This is a genomic window from Roseovarius litoreus, from assembly GCF_900142765.1.
Taxonomy (GTDB): domain Bacteria; phylum Pseudomonadota; class Alphaproteobacteria; order Rhodobacterales; family Rhodobacteraceae; genus Roseovarius; species Roseovarius litoreus.
Window position 1 is genome coordinate 30,492 of sequence record NZ_FRCB01000005.1, and the last position, 17,172, is coordinate 47,663.

General features: G+C 63.3%; 15 protein-coding genes and 1 tRNA gene. 8 read left to right on the top strand and 8 right to left on the bottom strand.

Annotation, left to right across the window (positions count from 1 at the left end):
- Positions 1–35: 35 nt before the first annotated feature.
- The 7 genes from F3H35_RS10845 to corA form a co-directional block, all read right to left on the bottom strand.
- A complete protein-coding gene (locus F3H35_RS10845) occupies positions 36–554 on the bottom strand; it encodes a helix-turn-helix transcriptional regulator (protein WP_149779621.1) in 519 nt (172 codons plus the stop codon).
- A gap of 177 nt (positions 555–731) precedes the next feature.
- On the bottom strand, positions 732–1,127 hold the full coding sequence (locus F3H35_RS10850; RefSeq protein ID WP_188129949.1) for a DUF2147 domain-containing protein: 396 nt from the start codon (positions 1,125–1,127) through the stop codon (positions 732–734).
- Positions 1,128–1,173: 46 nt separating this feature from the next.
- Positions 1,174–2,034, bottom strand: a complete 861-nt coding sequence (locus F3H35_RS10855) for a TauD/TfdA family dioxygenase (protein ID WP_149779623.1) — start codon at positions 2,032–2,034, stop codon at positions 1,174–1,176.
- A gap of 3 nt (positions 2,035–2,037) precedes the next feature.
- Positions 2,038–2,841 (bottom strand): SDR family NAD(P)-dependent oxidoreductase, encoded by an 804-nt coding sequence (locus tag F3H35_RS10860; protein WP_149779624.1) that lies wholly within the window; start codon positions 2,839–2,841, stop codon positions 2,038–2,040.
- Positions 2,838–4,271 (bottom strand): AMP-binding protein, encoded by a 1,434-nt coding sequence (locus tag F3H35_RS10865; RefSeq protein ID WP_149779625.1) that lies wholly within the window; start codon positions 4,269–4,271, stop codon positions 2,838–2,840. The genes F3H35_RS10860 and F3H35_RS10865 overlap by 4 nt, the downstream gene beginning before the upstream one ends.
- Positions 4,271–4,849, bottom strand: coding sequence for a thermostable hemolysin (locus F3H35_RS10870; RefSeq protein WP_149779626.1), 579 nt, complete (start codon positions 4,847–4,849; stop codon positions 4,271–4,273). Before F3H35_RS10870 ends, F3H35_RS10865 begins: the two co-directional genes overlap by 1 nt.
- Positions 4,850–5,145: 296 nt before the next feature.
- Positions 5,146–6,228: a magnesium/cobalt transporter CorA gene (corA, locus tag F3H35_RS10875; RefSeq protein WP_188129950.1), complete on the bottom strand. Its 1,083-nt coding sequence runs from the start codon at positions 6,226–6,228 to the stop codon at positions 5,146–5,148.
- A 489-nt stretch (positions 6,229–6,717) separates the two neighbouring features.
- Here corA and F3H35_RS10880 point away from each other — a divergent pair, with 489 nt between their 5' ends.
- From F3H35_RS10880 to F3H35_RS10900, 5 genes are read left to right on the top strand one after another with little or no spacing between them, the layout of a single operon-like run.
- Positions 6,718–7,728, top strand: coding sequence for an efflux RND transporter periplasmic adaptor subunit (locus tag F3H35_RS10880; protein WP_188129951.1), 1,011 nt, complete (start codon positions 6,718–6,720; stop codon positions 7,726–7,728).
- Positions 7,729–7,731: 3 nt separating this feature from the next.
- Positions 7,732–10,863 carry an efflux RND transporter permease subunit gene (locus F3H35_RS10885; RefSeq protein ID WP_149779629.1) on the top strand — a complete coding sequence of 1,044 codons (3,132 nt, stop codon included), beginning with the start codon at positions 7,732–7,734 and terminating at the stop codon, positions 10,861–10,863.
- A gap of 3 nt (positions 10,864–10,866) precedes the next feature.
- Positions 10,867–12,714, top strand: coding sequence for a glycerophosphodiester phosphodiesterase family protein (locus F3H35_RS10890; RefSeq protein WP_149779630.1), 1,848 nt, complete (start codon positions 10,867–10,869; stop codon positions 12,712–12,714).
- Positions 12,715–12,740: 26 nt separating this feature from the next.
- The gene (locus F3H35_RS10895; RefSeq protein WP_149779631.1) at positions 12,741–13,259 is read left to right on the top strand and encodes an HdeD family acid-resistance protein; all 519 of its coding nucleotides are present in this window, start codon (positions 12,741–12,743) and stop codon (positions 13,257–13,259) included.
- A gap of 10 nt (positions 13,260–13,269) precedes the next feature.
- A complete protein-coding gene (locus tag F3H35_RS10900; RefSeq protein WP_149779632.1) occupies positions 13,270–13,770 on the top strand; it encodes a DUF308 domain-containing protein in 501 nt (166 codons plus the stop codon).
- A 343-nt stretch (positions 13,771–14,113) separates the two neighbouring features.
- Here the strand turns inward: F3H35_RS10900 and F3H35_RS10905 are convergent.
- Positions 14,114–14,190: transfer RNA gene (locus F3H35_RS10905), tRNA-Ile, on the bottom strand.
- 107 nt (positions 14,191–14,297) lie between these two features.
- Here F3H35_RS10905 and purM point away from each other — a divergent pair.
- The 3 genes from purM to rnd all read left to right on the top strand — a co-directional run bounded on the left by purM (position 14,298) and on the right by rnd (position 17,172).
- Positions 14,298–15,344 (top strand): phosphoribosylformylglycinamidine cyclo-ligase, encoded by a 1,047-nt coding sequence (gene purM, locus F3H35_RS10910; RefSeq protein ID WP_149779633.1) that lies wholly within the window; start codon positions 14,298–14,300, stop codon positions 15,342–15,344.
- Positions 15,341–15,934, top strand: coding sequence for a phosphoribosylglycinamide formyltransferase (purN, locus tag F3H35_RS10915; RefSeq protein ID WP_149779634.1), 594 nt, complete (start codon positions 15,341–15,343; stop codon positions 15,932–15,934). Before purM ends, purN begins: the two co-directional genes overlap by 4 nt.
- Positions 15,935–16,014: 80 nt before the next feature.
- The gene (gene rnd, locus F3H35_RS10920) at positions 16,015–17,172 is read left to right on the top strand and encodes a ribonuclease D (protein WP_149779635.1); all 1,158 of its coding nucleotides are present in this window, start codon (positions 16,015–16,017) and stop codon (positions 17,170–17,172) included.

Consider the following 17,172-nt stretch of genomic DNA (forward strand, 5'->3'; position numbering starts at 1 on the left):
TGATATTCGAGGGATCTGTCGGGGGTCGGCGCGTCTTATGTTTTTTGGCCGTCGCCAAGCCTGATGCCGACATCGAGGAACTCGTCCATGAAAAGGCTCATCAGCTCCATGCGCGATGCGACGCCCGTCTTGCGGAAGATGTTCGATGTCTGCGCCTTGACGGTGCCTTCGGCGGTGGACCGTGCGGCAGCGATATCGGCGATGCTCAAGCCTTTCAGCATATACATCGCGACATCACGCTCGGCCGAGGTGAGGTTCCATTCTTCGAATTTGCCGCGCACGAAACTGTCCATTTCGCCGCGCAGGAAACTCAGCGACTCGGATTGTTCTCTGTTGCGCGCTTCAAGCCAGCGCAGCTGCTGGACAAGAATGCGGATCGCCAGAACCAGCGCCACGGCGGAGAACACTTCGAAACACAGGTGGATCGCGTCGAGAAAGCCCGGCGCGCTGTTCGCAATCACACGTTCATAAATATCGCTGGCCACGTCGAACACGAAAAAGACGACGCTGCCGATCAGGAACAGTGTCACGTATTTCAGGGTGCTGGCCTGCATGGCGCCTATGTGCTGAATGGGACATATCCTTGCGGGTTACGGTGCCCATAAGAGAACAAGTGCGATCCAAAGGCAATGCCAACCTGAGGGCGGCGACGCCGCGCAAAGGCCCCCTTGATCGGGAGCCTGAGAGGTGGTGCCGGGGGGCCGCATCCAGACGCGGATGCGGCGTTGGGGTTATTGCACCCGCGACCAGTGACCGCCGTTGCGGCAGATCATCCCGCCCAGAACACAGCCGTTGACGGAAATGCGGTTTCCCGACAGCTCCAATCTGGACATGTATTCCTTGTCGCGGTCCGGCGCATAGATCCGGCCCTCGTATTCCCCCGACTTTGAGGGTTTCAGATTCCAGACGATCTTGCGCCCCAGCGTGTCGGGCTGGATCGCCTCGCCCTGTTGATTTTCGGCGCGCTCAAGCACGCCGCAATAGGTATTGCCGCAGGAGGCGACGCGGATATAGCCGACATCGCCGTGATCGTCCGGTGCCGTGCGCCACAGACCTTCGATCGGGTCGGACAGCGCGGGGCCGGCTGCGAAGAGGGCCACAAGGAACAGGCTTGCGATAGGTTTCATGTCTTTTTCTCCGTCAGATGGTCGGGACTGGATCGGTCGGGCCGCATCAGAGATTGCCCATGCCGATGAAGAGTTGCCGGTTGGTGTCCACGATGGCGCGGCGGCCATGCATGATCCGGGTGTTGTCGAGAACCGCGATATCGCCGTCCTGCCAGTTGATCTCGTGCGTAGAGGCCTCGGCCAGGTCGCGAAGCTCTTCGATCTCGTCCTGGCTGACGACATCGTCGTCGCCGAAGCGATAGCGCGGCGGGGCGTAGTTATGTGAGGGACCAAGCACCGCGTTGGCGAACCCCTCGCCGCCCGACAGGGCGGAGGCGCGCACCGGGGCTACGGTCAGGCGATAGTTTATGCCGCCATCCTCGAGCATGTCGAAATCCTGGTTCGGGATCGCGGCGCGAAACTCTTCGACATGGCGCGCGGTGACCTCTTCTGGGCTGGAAATGGCGGGGTGTTCGTTGGCCAGATAGCGCTTCCACAATTGCTCGGGAAGGTAGCGTTCAACGACCATGTCACGCCGCCAGCGGGATTTTTGCGCGTCGGTCATCGCCTCGTACACGGCGCGACCGTCGCAAATCGTGGTCTGCGATCCCTCGAAGGCGGCGACGGGGCTGTAGAAGGCGACGATATCCGGGCAGACCGGCGTATTGCCGTTTTCCGTATGAAGCCCGATCGGGCCGGTTCCGGCGTCGACCTTCTGGGTGTTTTCGTCGCCGTAGTCGCGCGCCGGGTCGAAGGTGATTTTCCGGCAAAGGGCTGTGGTCAGGGAGCTGAACGCGGTCATGTCGGGCCGAAAGCCACGCAGCAGCGTCCAGCCATCCTCGGAAAGCTTGGTGCGAATTTGCGCCACCACGGCAGGGTCGGTGACGGGCTGCGCTTCGGCGGTGGGGCGAATGATGTTGTAGCTCATGGATCAAGCCTCTTTCTGTTTTGTATAGCTGTTGAGGGCGGCCTGCGCCTTGGCGGTGCCTGCCTTGTGGGTCAACGCCATGTCGATGATCGAAGGGGCAAGGGCCTGCAGCAGCGCAAAGACGCGTTCGCCCGGCCCCGGATAGATCATATTGCGCCCTGCCATGATCCCGTTCCACGCGCGGCGGGCCACGCGGTCAGGATCGTCGAGGGCCATTCCGAAGGGTTCGACCAGATGGGCGAAGCTGCCTTGGGCTGGGGTGCGTGTCGCGCGCGGGGCGACATAGGTGACCGAGATGCCGAATTCCGCCAATTCGCGGCGCAGGGCATCGGACAAACCGCGCATGGCGAATTTCGTGGCCGAATAGGCCGAGAAATAGGGAAAGGCGATCAGCCCGAACATGGAGCCGATATTGACGATCCGCCCTTGTGCCGAGCACAGCGCCGGAACGAGGTCACGGGTCAGTTGCACGGCGGCGGTGAGGTTGGTGCCGACGGTGTCGGCGATCTGGGCGTCGTCAAGATCGGTGAGCCGCCCGACCGCCAGCCGCCCGGCATTGTTCACCAGAACATCCAGCCGGGAGCCGGTGGCGGCAACGATCTCTGCGCGCCCTTCGGGGGTCGTGATGTCGGCGGCGACAAGGCGCACCGGGGCATTGCCCAGAAGGGCCGCCGTCTCTTCGAGCTGGGCCTGTCTGCGACCGACCAGCACAAGATCATGGCCCGAGCGCGCGGCCTCGATGGCGAGCGCACGACCGATGCCGGAACCGGCCCCGGTGATCAGGGCTTTGGGAGGGGAGGTGGTCATGCGACGCACTCCTTCATGTCATGGGAAATTGGAAAACAGGGGAGCATCCGGGACAGCTGCGCCAGTTGGCTGCGGTCGATGCCACCGCCGGGTTTCAGAAGCCCCGCTTGCGAGGCGGGGGCAAAGCGCACCCGGCTAGGGCGCGCATAAAGCGGCAGGTCGGACAGAAGGGCTTCGATCTGTGCAGGCGCGACCGGGGCGGCGAGAACCGCGATGATCTCGAGCTGGTCATCCGGCGCAAGATACAGCCCCGCCGCGGGGATGCGCGGGTCGGCGCACAGAGCGGCCTCGACCCATTCGGGGTTTATGTTGCGGCCCTGCGGCGTGACGATCAGCCAGTCCTTGCGGCCTTCGACGATCAGCCGGCCCTCTTCGAACCGGCCCAAATCCCCGGTGCGCCACTCGCCGGTGACGGGGGGATGGCCGATATATCCCTCCATGACGGTCGGGCCGGACACGACGATTTCACCATCGTCGATGCGGACCTCGACCCCGTCCAGAACCCGGCCCACCGTGCCTGCGCGCGCGTCAAGCGGCCCGTTCAGGGCCACGACCGAGCAACATTCCGACAGGCCGTACCCTTCATGGACGGGCAAGCCGAGGGCCTCGGCCTCGGCCAGAAGGGCCGGGGAGGTTCGAGCGCCGCCCACAGCGATCAGGCGCAGGCTGGCCGGGGCCTGTGTCGCGGTTGTCCTGAGCTCCGAGACGAGGCGCGACAGGAGTGCGGGAACAAGGATGCTTGTTGTGGGGCGTGCCGAGGCCATGGCCGCCACGATGGGCGCCATCGGCCCGCCGAACAGCGCAGCGAGCGCCTCGGGGCAGAAATGAACCTCGGCCCCGGCCAGAAGAGGAAGATAGAGACCCGCCACCTGCTCGAGCAACTGCGCCACGGGCAGAAGGGAGAGGTGAATATCCTCGCGGACGGGGGCAATCGCCTTTTCAAGCCCGGCGAGTGCAGCGGCCATTTGGCTTTCGCCGATCAGCACACCCTTGGGGGTGCCGGATGACCCCGAGGTGAAGATGATCCGGCGCGCGCCGGCGACGGGCGGATCAAGCGGCGTCGTCAGCGGGGGGCAGGCTTCGGGCGGGCAGAGAACCAGCGGTGTGACGGGCGCTTGAGAGGTGCCGATGATCGTCTCGACACCGGCCGATTCGATAAGATGCGCCTGTTGGGACGCTGAAAAGAACGGCGGGACATGAACCGATACATGGCCGCTATAGGTCAGGGCGAGATCGGCCAAGGCGGCGTCCAGCGGGTCGCTTGTGCTGATGCCGAAGACCCGCGCAGGTCCGGCCAGTGTCTTTGCATTCTGCACAAGAAAGGCCGCAAGGCTGCGATACGCGATGCATCTTGTGCCGGAGCGCAGCGCGGTTTTCTCGGGGCTTTGGGCGGCATGCTGCGAAAGGGCGTTGAACACACGGTCGGTCATCAGGCTGTCTCGGCTGCGGGTAGGGGGGCGTCCGTCGCTTGCGCCGGGTCGCGAAAGGCACAGACCCAAGGATCATGGTCATAGTAATCGCCCCATTGCGCGGGGTCCTGCACCCGGCTGGCCTGGGCGGGGGCGAGCATGAGAGGCGTGATCCGCGCGCGCGTGATCAGGCGTCGGACCTCGGTCGTTGCGGTGAAGATGCCCCAGCCGATGCCACGCTCGCGTCCCCATTGGAACACGGAGCGCAAGGTGGGATAGGCCGCGAAGGGCGAGGTGCACGCCAGGCCACCGACCTCGAGGATCGCTTCGGGGGGGACGTTCAGGCCGGTCCGACCGGCGAGCAACTGGCTGACGGGGGCGTCGAGATATTGCTGCGAAAAGAACCCTTCGGAGTGGCAGGATATGCTTGTGGCGCAGGCCACGTCCCCCGCACGGGTCGTTGTGATTACAAGACGCGAGGGCCGCGTCCGGTTGTCGGCGGAAAAGGCCTGTTTGTAGCTGCGGATGATATGCAGCACGGCGGCGTCAAACAGGGGTTGGGTTGCCGGGTCGCCATCTTCGGCAATTGTGGTTTGCATGTCATATCTCCGCAAACGGGAGGCTGCTCGTGCCTCGTTTGTTGGACATGTTCCCCGTCAGGCTGTGAAAATCCATTGGACTGAAGTCGGAATGACGACATGAACCCCGATATATGACTAAGGTTTATGCCCGTATCATCGGTCTTTGGCCGGGCCGTTCGGGGGCAGTCGCCGGGCTTGGTGCGTGCGCAGGCTTTTCAGTGCTACGGCCCCGGAGGCGGCACGCACGAGCGGTGGAGGCCTTGCGCCGCGGGGTGCGAATGCCCGGTAAAGCCCGGCGCCTTCAGGCCGGTCGCTTAGCGCAACCAGCCCTTTTTCCAGATGTACCAAAGAAGGCCCGCGGCCGAGGCGCACATCAGCAGAAGTGCGAAGGGATAGCCCAGATACCAGTCAAGCTCGGGCATGTTCCAGGGCGATATCCCGCGGTTGAAATTCATGCCGTAGACGCTGGCGATGAAGCTCAGGGGAATGAAGATCGTCGCCACGATGGTCAGAACTTTCATGACCTCGTTCAGCTTCATGCTGACGCTTGAAATATGCATGTCCACCAAACCCGAGGCCATCTCGCGATAGGTTTCGACAATGTCCATCAATTGCACGCTGTGATCGTAGCAGTCGCGCAGAAACGGTCTGGTCTCATGGGAGATGAGAGGATGCTCGTTGCGGATCAGGCTGTTGAAGACGTCCCGGTGCGGCCAGATCGCGCGGCGCAGAAGCAAAAGCGCGCGCTTCATGTCGTGCAGATCGGCGATGTTTTCGGGGGCGGGGTCGTCGATGACACGGGTTTCGAGCGCCTCGAGCCGATCGCCCATTTTCTCCAGAGCGGGGAAATAGCTGTCGATGATCGCATCCAGCAAGGCATAGGCCGTGTAATCGCTGCCCATGCTGCGGATGCGCCCGGTGCCCCTGCGGAGCCGGTCGCGGACGTTTTCGAAACAGTCTCCGGGGCGTTCCTGGAACGTGATGACGTAGCCCGCCCCGATGAAGAACGCGACCTGTTCCGCATGGATCGGGTCATCGACGCCCGGCATCAACGCGACCACGAACAGGTGATCGTCGTATTCCTCGACTTTGGGGCGTTGATGGGTGTTGACCGCGTCTTCCAGCGCCAGACTGTGCAGGCCGAATGTGTCCCCGATCTGCGAAATCAGGTCCGGGTCGCCGAATTGAACGATATCGACCCAGATCGTCGTGAATTTTCGCTTCATCTCGAGGATGGCGTTCAGATCGGTGACCTGCCGCTCCTCCAGCGCGTCTGGCCCGAAGGCCATGACACGGATTTTGGACTTTCCGGCGGAATGGGCGATCTGGAGCTGGCCCGGGACAGAGCCGGGCGGGGATCGCCGCTTTGCATTGATCGGCGGTCTTCGCTTGGTCATGTGGCAGCCTAATGTCATGCATCCATGCCGCGCAACGGTAAAGCGTTTCGCGAAAAACCTGAAACAGGGATTCTCGCGACATGCAGTGCTTTGTTCCATCGTTGCACGCGGTCCACCTTTGGCTGATGCCTCAGGTCAAAGGCGGACCGCTTCAGGGAAGAAGAGATACGGTGGCGCTGGATTTGTAGACGCGCATCCTTGGTGATGACCCTGTCGGCGGATCGATTTCGAAGGAATATCGAGACCTGCCTAAGGGAGTGGTGCCAACCACGTAGCCGACGCCGCTCTCAACAGCGGGGATCGAAGGGGGCGTTCAACAAAGACGTTGAACCGCGAGATTTCGGGTGACTCTTGAGACCCATTGGGTATCATTTGAGGGTATATTTTTAGCATTATGGTGTCGAAATGATTAGAACGCTGTTTGTAACAGCTGCCTTTGTATTTTTTGGCAGTGCCGTAATTTCACAGGACAATCCGCCGCCCGCAGCCGTGGTTGCCGTCGAGGTGACGACGCGAAACCTGGCGGAAGTCTCTGATTTCAATGGACGTCTGGACGCCAATCGAAGAGTGGCCCTTGTGGCGCGTGTTTCCGGTGTGATCGAGAATATCGGTTTCGTCCCCGGTGCAATTGTCGAGCAGGACCAACCGCTTTTCGTCATCGAAAGCGACCTCTACGACGCGGCGATGCGTGAAGCGGAGGGCGCTCTGCGCGCGGCGCAGGCGCAACGTGATCTGGCGCGACTAGAACGAGATCGGCAGTCCGAGCTTGTGCTGCGCGAAGCGGGGGCGCAGGCACGTCTGGATCAGGCCGAAGCGGCGCTTGCGACAGTGGAGGCCGATGTGTTGCGCCTTGAGGCCGCATTGGACCGGGCGCGCACCAACTTGTCCTATACCGTGATCAAGGCGCCTTTCTCGGGGCGCATCGGCAATAGCGCGGTGGATGAAGGTGCGCTTGTGGGGCCGGAGTCGGGCGCGCTGGCGACCCTTGTGCAGCTCGACCCGATCCATGCCGAATTTCCGGTGCCGACGGCACTCCTGCGCACCTTTCTGGAACGGGTGGAACGCGGAGAGGTCTCCAGAGAGGCCGCCGTTCGCCTGACGCTGGCCAATGGCACTGTCTATGACGCGCAGGGTGACATCGATTTTGTAGACAGCCGTGTCAACTCGGGCACGGACAGCGTGATGCTGCGCGCACGCTTTGCCAACCCCGAAGGACGTTTGCTGGACGGGGAACTGGTGCGCGTGACGCTCACGACCGACACGCCGGAGGGTGAATTGGCGATCCCCGCAGAGGCGGTGCAGCGCGATATTCAAGGAGCGTTTGTGCTCGTGGTGGGCGAGGGCGAGGTGGCCGAGCAGCGCCGCATCACGGTTTTGCGCAATGCCCAGGGCTTTGCCGTGATCGGTGCGGGGCTGAGCGAGGGCGAGCGCGTGATCACCGAGGGTGTCAACAAGGTACGTGTCGGCGCGGTCGTCGATGCCGCCGCACCCGAGGGCTGATCCATGCTGGCCGATACGTTCATCAAGCGCCCCCGTTTCGCCGGGGTCATTTCCATCGTGCTGTTTCTGGCGGGCCTTATCGCGTTGACGCGGATGCCGGTCGAGCAGTTTCCCGATATTGTGCCGCCACAGGTCGCGGTCACCGCCGCCTATCCCGGAGCAGGGGCCGAAGTGGTGGAGCAGACCGTCGCCCAGGTGATCGAGGACCAGATCGTGGGCGTGGACGACATGATCTACATGTCCTCGACGTCGGGCGCCGACGGCACCTATATCCTGAATATCAGCTTCGAGGTGGGAACCGATCCCGATATCGCAACCGTCAACGTTCAGAACCGAGTCTCGTTGGCCGAGCCGCTATTGCCGTCGGAGGTGCGCCAGACCGGTGTCCGGGTGGCCAAGAAATCCTCCTCGCTGCTGATGGGTATCGCGCTATATGCCGAAACCGATGCGCTTGAGGGCAATGACCTCACCAATTATGCCCGGCTCTACCTCATGGACCGGATCAAGCGGGTCGAGGGCGTTGGCGATGCCTCGATGTTCGGTGCCAACGAGTTTGCCATGCGCATCAATCTCGACGTTGACCGGTTGGCGGCGCTGAACCTCACGCCCTCGGATGTCACCGCCGCGCTGCGCAGCCAGAACCTGCAGGCCGCCATTGGGCGCGTGGGTGGCCAGCCAGTGACCGAGGATCCGGGTCTGCAGCTCAACATTTCCACCAAGGGGCGGCTGTCGAGCCCCGAGGAATTCGGCGCGATCATCCTGCGCGCGGGGGCCGATGGCAGCGTGGTGCGCATTCGTGATGTGGCCGAGGTGGACCTTGGAGAGAAGAATTCAGACGTGGTGACGAGCTTTGACGGCCGACCTGCGACGTTGATCGGGATCTATCTTGCTCCGGGCGGCAACGCGATTGCCGCCGCTGATGGCGCCAAGGCGATGATGGAGGCGGTGGCGGCGGATTTCCCACCCGGCATGGCCTATGAGATCGTCTCGGACAGTTCCACCTTCGTCAAGGAAAGCATCACCGAGGTCGAGCACACCCTGATCGAGGCGTTCATCCTGGTGGTGCTGGTGGTCTTCATCTTCCTTGGCTCGCTGCGCGCCACGATCGTGCCGCTCATCGCGGTTCCTGTGGCGCTGGTCGGGACCTTTGCGGTGATGCTGGCGATGGGGTTCTCGCTCAACACCGTGTCGCTGCTGGCATTGGTGCTGGCTATCGGGATCGTGGTCGATGATGCCATCGTCGTGGTCGAGGCGGTCGAGGCGAAAATGGAGCAGAACCCCGAGATGACACCGGCCGAGGCCGCCTCGGCGGCGATGTCGGAGATCACTGGTGCGATCCTCGCCATCACCATGGTGCTGCTGTCGGTCTTTGTGCCGGTGGCATTCATTCCGGGCATATCGGGCCAGCTCTTCCAGCAATTTGCGGTCGCCGTCTCGGTCTCGATGGTGATCTCAGCGATCAATGCGCTGACCCTTTCGCCCGCGCTCTGCGCGATCATCCTCAAGCCCCATCATGGGCCGAAGAAGGGGATCATGGGCGCGATTTCACGTGGCATCGACAAGGGGCGCGACGGCTATACCCGGATCGCCGGCGCCATCGCCCGGCGCGCGGTGCTTGGACTGGCGCTGCTGATCGGGGCCTTTGCGCTTACCGGGGGGCTGTTCAAGGCGGTGCCCTCCGGTTTCCTGCCCTCTGAAGATCAGGGATCCTTCATCGTCGAGGCACGCCTGCCCGAGGCGGCTTCCGTCAATCGCACGCTTGCCGCGCAGCGCAAGGTCGAGGAGGTCCTGATGGGCCTGCCAGGGGTGGAGTCGGTTACCTCCGTGACCGGCTTCTCGCTGCTCGACGGCATCACCAAATCCAACGCCGCCTTCGCGCTGGTCTCGATGCAGGACTTCGCCGAGCGCACCACCGAGGAAACCAGCGTCTTCAATGCGATCAACGAGGCCATGCGGCAGGGTGCGGCGATCCGCTCGGCGCAGATCATCGCCTTCAACCTGCCGCCCATCGCCGGGCTTGGCAGCGGATCGGGCTTCGAGATGCAGCTGCTCGACACGCAAGGGCGCACGCCGCAGGAACTGGCCGAGACCGCGCGGGGGCTGTCCTTCGCGGCCAACGGAAACCCGTCGCTTTCGGGGGTCTACAGCACGTTCTCGGCCAACAGCCCGCAGCTTTTCCTCGAGATCGACCGCGAGCGGCTTTATGCTCTGGGAATTCCCGTGTCGGATGTATTTGCCGCTCTGCAACCGACGCTCGGATCGGCGTATATCAACGATTTCAACCTCTTCGGGCGTTCCTGGCAAGTTCGGATGAGCGCCTCGTCAGAGTATCGCGACGCTGTGGACGACATTGCCCGCATCCATGTGCGCAGTGCGTCCGGAGAAATGGTGCCGGTGGGCGCCTTCGCGCGGATCGAATACGTCACCGGGCCGATGTCGCTCTCACGCTACAACAACCAGCGGGCGGCCAAGATCAGCGGCATGCCGGCGCCGGGGGTCTCGTCCGGGGAGGCGCTGGTGGCGATGGAGGAGGTGGCTGAAGCCAGCCTGCCTCCGGGCTATGAGTACGAATGGACCGGCACCGCGCTGCAGGAGAAGCAGGCGGCCGGTCAGACAACGGTTATCCTCGCGCTGGCGCTGCTCTTTGCCTATCTCTTCCTCGTGGCGCTGTACGAAAGCTGGACCATCCCGGTGCCGGTCATGCTGTCGGTCGTGTTCGGGGTGGCCGGGGCGATCGCGGCGCTGTTGCTGACCGGTCTGCCCTTCAACATCTACGCACAGATCGGGCTGGTGGTGCTGCTCGCGCTCGCCGCCAAGAACGCCATCCTGATTGTGGAATTCGCCAAGGCGCGGCGTGAAGAGGGCGAAGAGATCGTGCAGGCCGCCATATCCGGCGCGCATGCACGTTTCCGCGCAGTGATGATGACCTCCTTTGCCTTTATCGCGGGTCTCATCCCGCTGGTCACCGCAGAAGGTGCCTCGATGCTATCGCGCCGGGCCGTGGGTACGGGCGTGGCGGGCGGAATGCTGGCGGCGGCGCTGGTCGGCATTTTCGTCATCCCGGCGCTATACGTGGCATTCCAGTCGCTTCGGGAACGTGTGAAAGGGCGCAAGAAAACGGAAGCGGAGACCTGAACGGTGGGGCTGCATGCGGTCCTTTCAGCCTATCGCCAGGCCCTGTCCCGCGCGCTGCTGTTTACGGCGCTGCATCTGAGTGTTCGGCTGGTGGTGTCGGTTGTCGTGGTGCCCCTTGCGGGGGTGATGCTGGGCCTTGCGCTGCGCTGGTCGGGTGATCCGGCGCTCACCGATCAGGACATCGCGGGCTTCGTGTTGTCCCCGCTCGGTGCGCTTGGCGCCGTGGCGGTAGCGGGGGTGCTGATTGTCGCAACGGTTCTCGACCTCGCCTTGATGACGGCCGTTCTGCGCCAGCCGGTCAGGGGGGCGTGGCCTGCGCTCGTTGCGGCTTGGCAGGCGGTCCTGTCATGGCTGGTGGCGGTGTTCGGCCTTGCGTGGCGCCTCGTCCTGCGGGTGGCTGTGCTGGTTGTGCCGTTTCTCGCGGCGGGCGCGGCGGTGGCGGCGCTGGTGTTGAGAACTCACGACATCAACTATTACCTGACCTATCGGCCGCCGGAATTCTTGCTGGTCGCGGGCGTGATCGGCCTTCTGGGGCTGGTTGTGGCAGTGCTGCTGATCTGGCGGTTGTCGGGTTGGGCGCTGGTGCTGCATTTGCGGCTGATTGACGGGGTGCCGGCGCGCGACTGTTTTGCACGGAGCGAGGCGTATCTGCGCAAGCGGCGCGGGGCGGTGATCCAGCGCATTCTTGCCTGGCTTGCGCTGCGCCTGGCGCTTGCCGCAGGGGGTGCTGCGGTGTTCGGCGCGCTTGGGGCAGGAGCACAGGCGCTTGCGCTGCCGAGCCTTGAGAGGGTGGTCGTGGCGACGCTGCTGTCGCTCGCGCTGTGGTCCTTGGCGAACGCGATCCTCGCAGCTGTATCCAACGCGGCGCTGGCTTTGCTTTTGAATGACCTGCATCTCAGCGTGGTCCCAAACAGGCCTGCTCGGAAGCCGGATGTTGCGCCGCTGCGCGGTTCTCTGGTGCTGACCGGGCTTGCCGTTGCGTCGGTTGTGACCGGGTTGGGCGCGGTTGCGGTTCTTGATGATCTTGCGGGGCGTCTTGCGGCGCCGCATACGGTCGAGATCATCGCGCATCGCGGTGCGGCGGCGGTGCGACCCGAGAACACGCTGGCCGCGGTGGAAAAGGCGCTGCAGGACCGCGCCGACTGGGTCGAGATCGACGTGCAGGAAATTGCCGACGGAACCGTGATCGTGACCCATGACAGCGATTTCATGAAACAGGCGGGCGTGCCGCTCAAGGTATGGGAGGCGATGCCGGAGGACCTTGCGCGGATCGATATCGGAAGCTGGTTCGACCCTGCATATTCAGACGCGCGGGTGCCCACGTTGCGCATGGTGCTGAATATGGCGAAGGGACGGGGGCAGGTCCTGATCGAGTTGAAGTATTACGGCCATGACGATCGGCTGGAGGAACGCGTGGCGGACCTGGTCGAAGAGACGGGCATGTCAGATGACGTCATGATCATGTCACTCAAGCGCGAGGGCGTGGCGAGGATGCGCGCCCTGCGCCCCGATTGGCCGGTGGGCATCCTTGCGGCAAGGGCAATCGGTGATCTGAGCGCACTGGATGCCGAATTCCTCGCAGTCAATACCGGGCAGGTCTCGGGGCAGCTTTTGCGTCGCGCACATGCGGCGCAGAAGCGGGTCTATGTCTGGACGGTGGACGATCCGCGCGCCATGTCGCGGATGATATCGATGGGCGTTGACGGGCTGATCACAAACAACCCCGCTCTGGCGCGCCGGGTGATGGATGAGCGCGCTGCGCTGTCGCTTCCCGCGCGACTGCTGGTTTGGCTGAGTGACCGGTTCCGTCTGGATAGTTTCGATCTGTCCGCGGAGCCTTCGGAGGCATAGCTGTTGATCCTTTTGGGAGAATTATCATGACGAATTCCTTTCTTTTGCTGGGTATCGGCGCGTTATCGCTGTTGGGTGGCATTCTTGCTCTATTCAACCCACTGGCAGCGACGCTGACGGCTGAATTGTTGACCGGGTATCTCTTCATGGCCATCGGTGCGCTCATGCTGCTGTCGATCTTTGCAGATGACAGCTGGGGCTCGCGATTGTTGTCGCTGGTGCTGGGGGCTGCGGTTTTGGCGATCGGCATCAATCTGGTGAGCAACCCCCTGCAGGGTGTGCTTCAGCTGACCGTTGCGGTGGCCTGCCTGATGCTGTTCGTTGGCGCGCTGCGGATCTTCCTCGCCTTCCGTATGCCGACCGCCGGGCTCCGGACCATGCTACTTCTGGCGGGGATCGTCTCGCTTGTGCTTGGTGTGATGATCCTGACGAGTTTCCCGTTTTCGGCGGCAGTGGTTCTCGGTATCCTGCTGGCTGTCGAACTGATCTCGAACGGAATTTCCCTTGTCACTCTGGGTCTTGCGGCCCGTGATCGGGCGAGCTGAGGAGGCGGCGATGAGAAACTGGCTATGGTGGCTATTGGCGGGGCTGGTCGCCTTGGTGGGCGGCGTGCTGGGCCTGATCAATCCGAATGCAGCACAGATCGCGTCCACGACCATCGTCGGCTGGGCATTGGTGTTGATGGCGCTTTTGCAGGGACGTGCGGCATGGATGTCCACGGCCTTTCGCGAGCGCGCCGGAGCGGTGCTGTTTGCTGCGGCGGGGCTGTTTCTGGGTTTGTCGCTCTTGATGGGTCCGTTCGGCGACGGCATGCTCTTGCGCTGGCTTCTTGGCGGATTGCTCTTGATCGGTGGTCTGGCAAAGCTCTGGATCGGACGACGCTACCGGACTGATCCGATGTTCTGGGCCGTCCTTGCGGCGGGCGGGCTGTCGGTTTTGCTGGCCGGGATGGTTCTGTTCGGCGTGACCTTGCAACTGGGCGTTATCCTGTCACTGGAGCTTTTGGGTAGCGGTGCCGCGCTTATCGTGATGGCCTTGCGGCTGGAAAAACGTTGATCGATGCTGTGACGCGCGGGGTCACAATCGGGATCTTGAGCCACGACCAAGGCGCGAAGCCAGGGCATGGCTGGGCATCCGCATGTCTGCCAGAAACGGGGCGTCCGTGAGTGCGAGTATGCCTGCCTCGCCATTCTCGACCCGACTTCCGTCGGCGAAGGCATATAATTCAGTCCAGCCTGCGATTCCACGCAAGCGTTTCGGCGCAATGGGCCTTGCTCGATACCTGATGGCGCGATTTATCGGATGCCTGACCTTGCCTGCCTTGGGACGGTTATTTGTACCCATAGACTGGACCATGGCACTGGCATGCAAGGGAATTGTTTGAATTCAAGGGGATGGATGGTAGGCCCGGAGGGACTCGAACCCCCAACCAAAGCGTTATGAGCGCTCTGCTCTAACCAATTGAGCTACAGGCCCGACCTGAGGCTTTCGTAAGCACGCAGTCCGGGGGCGTCAAGGCTTTCAGATTGCACCGGGCAGGGGGATCGTCTAACGGAGTGGCGAATTCATCTGGAGGGCCCGAGATGACCGAGCGCAGGAATGGGATCACATATGCCGATGCCGGTGTGGATATCGACGCGGGCAACGCGCTTGTCGACCGGATCAAGCCTGCGGCCAAGCGCACCAACCGCGCCGGTGTGATGTCTGGCCTTGGCGGGTTCGGCGGGCTGTTCGATCTGAAGGCCGCGGGCTATAGCGACCCGATCCTTGTGGCTGCGACCGATGGGGTGGGCACCAAGCTGCGCATTGCGATCGATACCGGCAATGTGGATGGCGTGGGGATCGACCTTGTGGCGATGTGTGTCAACGATCTGGTGTGTCAGGGTGCCGAGCCGCTGTTCTTCCTGGATTATTTCGCCACCGGCAAGCTGGAGACGGACAAGGCCGCGCGCATTGTCGAAGGGATCGCCGAGGGCTGTGTGCGTTCGGGCTGTGCGCTGATCGGGGGAGAGACCGCCGAGATGCCGGGTATGTACCCGGAGGGAGATTTCGATCTGGCGGGATTTGCCGTGGGCGCGATGGAGCGCGGCGCGGACCTTCCGGCGGGCGTGGGGACGGGCGATGTTCTGCTTGGGCTGGCCAGTGATGGCATCCATTCGAACGGCTATTCGCTCGTGCGTAAGCTGATCGAGTTGTCGGGGCTGGGGTGGCAGGATGCCTGCCCCTGGGCCGAGGGCACGATGGGAGAGGTTCTGCTGACGCCGACGCGGCTTTATGTGCGCCAAGCGCTGGCGGCGGTGCGGGCCGGGGGCGTGCATGCGCTGGCGCATATCACCGGCGGCGGGCTGACCGAGAATGTGCCGCGTTTTCTGCCCGAGGGTCTGGGCGTCGAGATGGATCTGGACGCATGGGCGCTGCCGCCGGTCTTTGACTGGCTGCGCGCGCAAGGCGGGATGGAGCAGGCCGAGATCCTCAAGACCTTCAATTGCGGGATCGGGATGGTGCTTGCGGTCGAGGCGGACCGGGCCGAGGCGCTGAGCGCGCTGCTGCGCGAAGAGGGCGAGACGGTCTATCGGCTGGGTCGCGTTACCGCGACCGAAGGGGTGGCCTATACGGGGCGCCTTGGGTGACCAAACGCGTCGCGATCCTGATTTCCGGGGGCGGCTCCAACATGGTGTCGCTGGTTGACAGCATGACCGGCGATCATCCCGCGCGACCGGTGCTGGTGCTGGCCAATAGCGCAGATGCCGGGGGGCTGGAGAAGGCCCGCGCGCGCGGCGTGCCGACCGCAATTGTCGATCATCGGCCCTTCAAGGGCGACCGGGTGGCGTTCGAGGCGGCGTTGCAGGAAGAGCTTGAGCGCCATGCGCCCGATATCATCTGCCTTGCGGGCTTCATGCGGGTGTTGACCGAAGGCTTCGTGCGCCGCTGGCAGGGCCGGATGCTGAATATTCACCCCTCGCTTTTGCCCAAGTATCGCGGTCTGAACACACATGCCCGCGCGCTCGAGGCGGGCGATACGCAAGCAGGCTGCACGGTGCATGAGGTGACGGCGGAACTGGACGATGGTCCGGTGCTGGGGCAGGCGCGGGTCGAGGTGCTGCCGGGCGACACGCCCGAGACGCTGGCGGCCCGGGTTCTGCAGATGGAGCACGCGCTTTATCCGGCTGTGTTGCGCCGGTTCGCGGGTGGCGATCGCCGACCCGTCATGATGCCCTGACAGATGCAAGGGCATTTCATTTCCCCCCGGCTTTGTCCTATACCTGACAAACGGCCCGGAGCAGGAGCAGATAAGATTTCATGAAAACGCTGACGACAACCGAGCAACTCGAACAATTCTGCACCCGCGCCCGCCAGTTCGACTATGTCACCGTGGATACCGAGTTTCTGCGCGAGCGCACCTATTATTCCAAGCTGTGCCTTGTGCAGCTTGCCGTGCCCGGCACGGGCGCGGAGGATGCGGTGCTGGTGGACCCCTTGGCGGGGGATCTGTCGATGGCGCCGCTTTACGATCTGTTCCGCGACGAGTCCGTGGTGAAGGTGTTTCACGCCGCGCGGCAGGATCTGGAGATTTTCTTCGTGGATGCAGGTGTCATTCCTGCGCCTCTGTTCGATACGCAAGTGGCCGCGATGGTCTGCGGATTCGGCGAGCAGGTGGGCTATGAGACGCTGGTGCGCAAGATCGCCAAGGAACAGTTGGACAAGACCTCGCGCTTCACCGACTGGTCGCGCCGCCCGCTGACCGATGCGCAAAAGAAATACGCGTTGGCGGATGTGACCCATCTGCGCGACATCTATGAGTTTCTGGCACGCAAGCTGGCCCAGTCGGACCGGCAGAAATGGGTGACCGAGGAATTGCAGGTGCTGACCGCGCCGGAAACCTATCGGGTGAACCCAGACGAGGCATGGAAGCGGGTCAAGACGCGCAACGCCTCGGGACGGTTTCTGGCCATCGTGCGGGAGTTGGCGCGCTTCCGGGAGGAATACGCGCAGGCCCGCGACGTGCCACGCAGCCGGGTCTACAAGGATGATGCGCTGGTCGAGCTGGCCTCGACCAAGCCTGCGACGCATGAGGATCTGTCACGGTCGCGGCTGCTGTTGCGGGAGGCCCGCAAGGGCGACATCGCGGATGGAATCCTCAAGGCGGTGCAGGCCGGGCTGAATTGCCCGCCCGAAGAGATGCCAAAGGTCGACAATTCGATGGCCAAGATGCAGGTCAACCCTGCCTTGGCGGATCTGCTGCGGGTGCTGCTGAAGGCCAAGAGCGAAAGCTTTGGCGTGGCCTCGAAGCTGATCGCAAGCGCGTCCGACCTCGACATGATCGCGGCGGGCGAGCGCGATGTTCCGGCTCTGAGCGGGTGGCGGGCCGATGTGTTCGGTCTGGATGCGATACGGCTGTGCGACGGCAAGATCGCCCTTACGGCCAAGGGCAATGATATCCGCACCGTCGAGCTGTGA